General features: G+C 72.0%; 5 protein-coding genes. 4 read left to right on the plus strand and 1 reads right to left on the minus strand.

Going from position 1 to position 3,936, the window contains the following annotated elements; genetic code table 11:
- The 3 genes from JWQ91_RS07885 to JWQ91_RS07895 all read left to right on the plus strand — a co-directional run.
- Positions 1 to 445 (plus strand): C-terminal helicase domain-containing protein (locus tag JWQ91_RS07885; RefSeq protein WP_297782312.1); only part of this gene is annotated, 445 nt, incomplete at its 5' end.
- A gap of 29 nt (positions 446 to 474) precedes the next feature.
- The gene (locus JWQ91_RS07890; RefSeq protein ID WP_297782313.1) at positions 475 to 927 is read left to right on the plus strand and encodes a hypothetical protein; all 453 of its coding nucleotides are present in this window, start codon (positions 475 to 477) and stop codon (positions 925 to 927) included.
- 1 nt (position 928) lies between these two features.
- Entirely contained in the window at positions 929 to 1,858 is a 930-nt protein-coding gene (locus tag JWQ91_RS07895) for an NADP-dependent oxidoreductase (protein WP_297782314.1), read from the plus strand.
- A 57-nt stretch (positions 1,859 to 1,915) separates the two neighbouring features.
- Here JWQ91_RS07895 and JWQ91_RS07900 read toward each other — a convergent pair whose 3' ends face one another.
- Positions 1,916 to 3,382 (minus strand): ADP-ribosylglycohydrolase family protein, encoded by a 1,467-nt coding sequence (locus JWQ91_RS07900; RefSeq protein ID WP_297782315.1) that lies wholly within the window; start codon positions 3,380 to 3,382, stop codon positions 1,916 to 1,918.
- Between the two features lie 86 nt (positions 3,383 to 3,468).
- Between JWQ91_RS07900 and JWQ91_RS07905 the strand changes: the two genes are divergently transcribed.
- The gene (locus JWQ91_RS07905) at positions 3,469 to 3,828 is read left to right on the plus strand and encodes a hypothetical protein (protein WP_297782316.1); all 360 of its coding nucleotides are present in this window, start codon (positions 3,469 to 3,471) and stop codon (positions 3,826 to 3,828) included.
- Positions 3,829 to 3,936: the final 108 nt, after the last annotated feature.

Consider the following 3,936-nt stretch of genomic DNA (forward strand, 5'->3'; position numbering starts at 1 on the left):
GCTGGTGTTCAGCCAGTTCACCCGCTACCTGAAGAGGGTGCGCGAACGCCTCGACGCCGTCGGCAAGCCCCACGCCTACCTCGACGGCCGCACCCGCAACCGCGCCGAGGCCATCGAGTCTTTCACCACCGGCGACCGGCCAGTGTTCCTCATCAGCCTCAAGGCCGGCGGGTTCGGGCTCAACCTCACCGAGGCCGACTACTGCTACGTCCTCGACCCGTGGTGGATCCCGGCCACCGAGGCGCAGGCGGTCGACCGCGCCCACCGCATCGGCCAGACCCGACCGGTCATGGTCTACCGGCTCGTGTCGGCCGACACGATCGAGGAGAAGGTCATGGAGCTCAAGGCGCGCAAGTCCGCCCTGTTCGATGCCGTCATGGACGAGGGGGCGGCGCTGTCCGGCGCGCTGAGCAGTGACGACATCCGGGGCCTCCTCGGTGCGTGAAGCCGAGCCGGGGTGGGTAACGTCGAGCCATGCGCATCTTCAAGCACCCCATCAAGAAGCTCACCCTCCTCTCCGCCTTCGCCGGCGGGTACGTGCTGGGCGCCCGGGCCGGCCGCGAGCGGTACGAGCAGATCGTCGACACCGCCCAGCAGGTCAAGGACGATCCCCGCGTGCAGCAGGCGACCGCCCGGGCCGAGGACCTGGTGCGCGAGGCCGCGACCAAGGTGACCGAGGACCCACGCGTCAAGGACGTCGTGCAGCGGGCCGAGGAGATCGTGCGCGACGCCAGGAACAGCTCACCGGAGGCCTCGACGGGTGCGCCCGACGCCTCCGTGGGTGACCCCAGCGATGCGCCGGTCAACCCGCTGCTGCTGGCCGACGAGCACATCGAGTCCGAGGACGAGGTCGTCTACAGCACGGGTCCCGACATCGAGGAGACCGTCGAGGAGCTCGCCCCCAAGAGCGACGACGAGCGGCTCTGACGTGCAGGCGATCACCTACAGCTCCTACGGTGACCCCGACGTCCTCGCGCTGACCGAGGTCGACGAGCCCAAGATCGGGCCCGACTGGGTCAAGGTCCGGGTCCGGGCCGCCTCGGTCAACCCGGTCGACTGGAAGCTCGCCTCCGGCGGGCTCGACAGCGCGCTCGACGTGTACTTCCCGGCCACGCCCGGCTGGGACGTCGCGGGCGTCGTCGAGGCGGTCGGACCCGCGGTCACGACCCTGGCGCCCGGCGACGAGGTCTTCGGCTACGTCCGCAAGGACGCGGTCCACGGCGGGACGTACGCCGAGAAGGTCGCGGCTCCCATCCGTACCGTCACCAAGAAGCCCGCCAACGCGAGCTTCGCCGAGGCGGCCGCGATCCCGCTGGCCGGCCTCACGGCGTTCCAGTCCCTCGTCCACGCGCTGGACGTCGGCGCCGACGACATCGTGCTGATCCACGGCGCCTCCGGCGGGGTCGGCTCGTTCGCGGTGCAGATCGCGACGTCCCTCGGCGCGCGGGTCCTGGGCACGGCCTCGGAGGCCAACCACGACTACCTCCGCGACCTCGGAGCCGAGCCGCTGACGTACGGCGACGGGCTCGTCGAGCGCGTGCGCTCGCTGGTCCCGGACGGCGTCACCGCGGTGCTCGACCTCAACGGCTCGGACCTCGGCGTGAGCCCCGACCTGCTCGCCGAGTCGTCGGCCGGGCGGATCGTCTCGATCATCGATCCGGCGGTCAAGGAGATGGGCGGCCAGTACGTCTTCGTGAGCCCCGACGTCGACGACCTCAACGAGCTCGCCGGACTGTTCGACGACGGCACCCTCACGGTGCAGATCGCCTCGACCTACGCGCTGGCCGACACGCAGAAGGCATGGGAGGAGAGCCAGGGCGGCCACACCCGCGGCAAGATCGTCATCACGGTCGACTGAGCCGGGCGGTCGACGGTCCATCCCGCGGGGTGGTGGCGGGCCGGGCTCCGTCCTCGGCTACGACTGGCGAGGCGTGACCCGCGCGGCCGCGTCCCACAGCGGTCCGTGCCCGCGCAGTCCCGGCAGGGCCCGGCGCATGTCGTCCTGTGCCTGTCCCGCCGGGACGCCGAGCAGGCGGGAGTAGGCCACGCCGACCGACGGGGTCCGCTGCTGGGCGGCGACGCAGTGGACGAAGACCGTCTTGCCCTCGTCGCGCAGCGCCTTGATGGCCGCCGCGGTGTCGGCGAGGACGTGCTCGAGGTGCGGGTTGTCCTCGGTGACCTCCGAGTCGAGCAGGCGCACCTCGAGGTGGTCGCCGGCTGGGATGTCGGCGTGGTCCCCGGCACCGACGCGGCACAGCGACACCACGGCATCGCATCCGTGCGGGGCAGAGCGGTAGGTCCCGAGCACGACACCGTCGTCGTGCGGGTGGACCGCCGAGATGACCGGAGCGTCGTCGTAGTCCCGGGTCATCATGTGCCGGCCGGTCGGCCACGCCTGCTCGTCACCCTGCCCGCGCTGGGCGGTGTGCAGTCCGAGGGTGATGAGCCCGCGGGCGCGGTGCTCGCCGTAGCCGTGCACCTTCCGTGCCCAGTGGGCCGGGATCGCCGACCAGCCCCACACCGCGCCGAGGAGACCGCCGGCGATCGCCGCGACGGTGTCGGTGTCGTCGCCGGCGCGCACGGCGTTGGCCAGGGCGAGCTGGAGGTGCTGGGCGGGGAAGGTTCCGGCGGTCGCGTCGAGCTCGGGGATGTCGGTCCAGGTGATCGCGGCCCACGCGGCCTGCAGGGCGTGCACGGTGAACCCGTTGCGGGCGAACGTCCGGGGGTCGACGCCGGTGGCCGCGTCGATCCACGCGCGCCACTGGTCACGCCGCGCCTCCGGCAGCAGGTCGAGGCCGGCCAGCAGGTCGAGGCGGCCGCTCGTGACCGCAAGACGTACGGCCTCGGACCACAGCACGCAGGACTCGGCGCCCAGCGGGTCGGCGTGCGTGAGCTCGGCGACGGCGCGTGCGGCGGCTGCCGTGGCGTCGCGGTCGTCGAGGTCGGTCAGGCCGACGATCGCCGTACGCATCAGGGCCCCGTTGCCGACGCGACCGGGGTGCGCGGCGGCGTGCTCGCGGGAGGCGGCGAGCATCGCGGCGCCTCGCGGGCCGCGCGAGCGGTGGGTGTGTCCGAAGACGGCCCGGGTCTGTGACCCGACGTCCTTCGCGACCGCCGCCCAGGCGAGGAACCGCTCGGCGATCTCGTCGAGCGCGGCGGCCGTGGTCAGATCGGCGCCGGTGCGGGCGACCTCCGCGATGCAGACCGCCATCGAGGTGTCGTCGCTGTACTCACCGGGAGCGAAGCCGAATGGTCCGCCGCCGGCCATGACGGGCGTGAACGAGTCCGGCAGGGCCGGCCCGAACTCGTACGGGACCCCCAACGCGTCGCCGCAGGCCTGCCCGAGCAGCACTCCGGCTGCTCGATCGTGGGAACAGGTCATCCGACCACCTCTTTCTGTGTCTGGTCTCTGTGACCAAAACTGGCACACGGGTCTGACACATCCAGGAATGAAGGGAGGATGGGATCATGACGCGCACGACACCCGACCTGGTCCGCGAGCTGGGGGACGGCGAGATCTTCGTGTTCGGCAGCAACGCCGCCGGCCTGCACGGTGGTGGGGCGGCCCGGACCGCGCACCAGCGCTTCGGCGCCGAGTGGGGCGTCGGGGAAGGATTGACCGGGCAGACGTACGCCCTGCCGACGATGGAGGGGCAGGTTGCGTTCGCGCAGGCCGCGGCGCGGTTCGTCGCGTACGCCGCCGAGCACCCCGAGCTGACCTTCCTGCTGACCAAGGTCGGCTGCGGCATCGCGGGGCACGACGAGGACGTGGTCAGGCAGTGGTTCACCGCGACCCCGCCCAACGTCGTGAAGCCACCGGGATGGTGACCGCGCTGCCGGCGCCCGAGCGCTGAGTCAGAACGAGTCGTTGATCGTGATCCGGTCGTACGATCTGGGGATCTGGTCGGCGCTGATGCACGACAGCGTCGTGGTCTC

This window comes from Aeromicrobium sp. (assembly GCF_025965075.1).
GTDB lineage: Bacteria > Actinomycetota > Actinomycetes > Propionibacteriales > Nocardioidaceae > Aeromicrobium.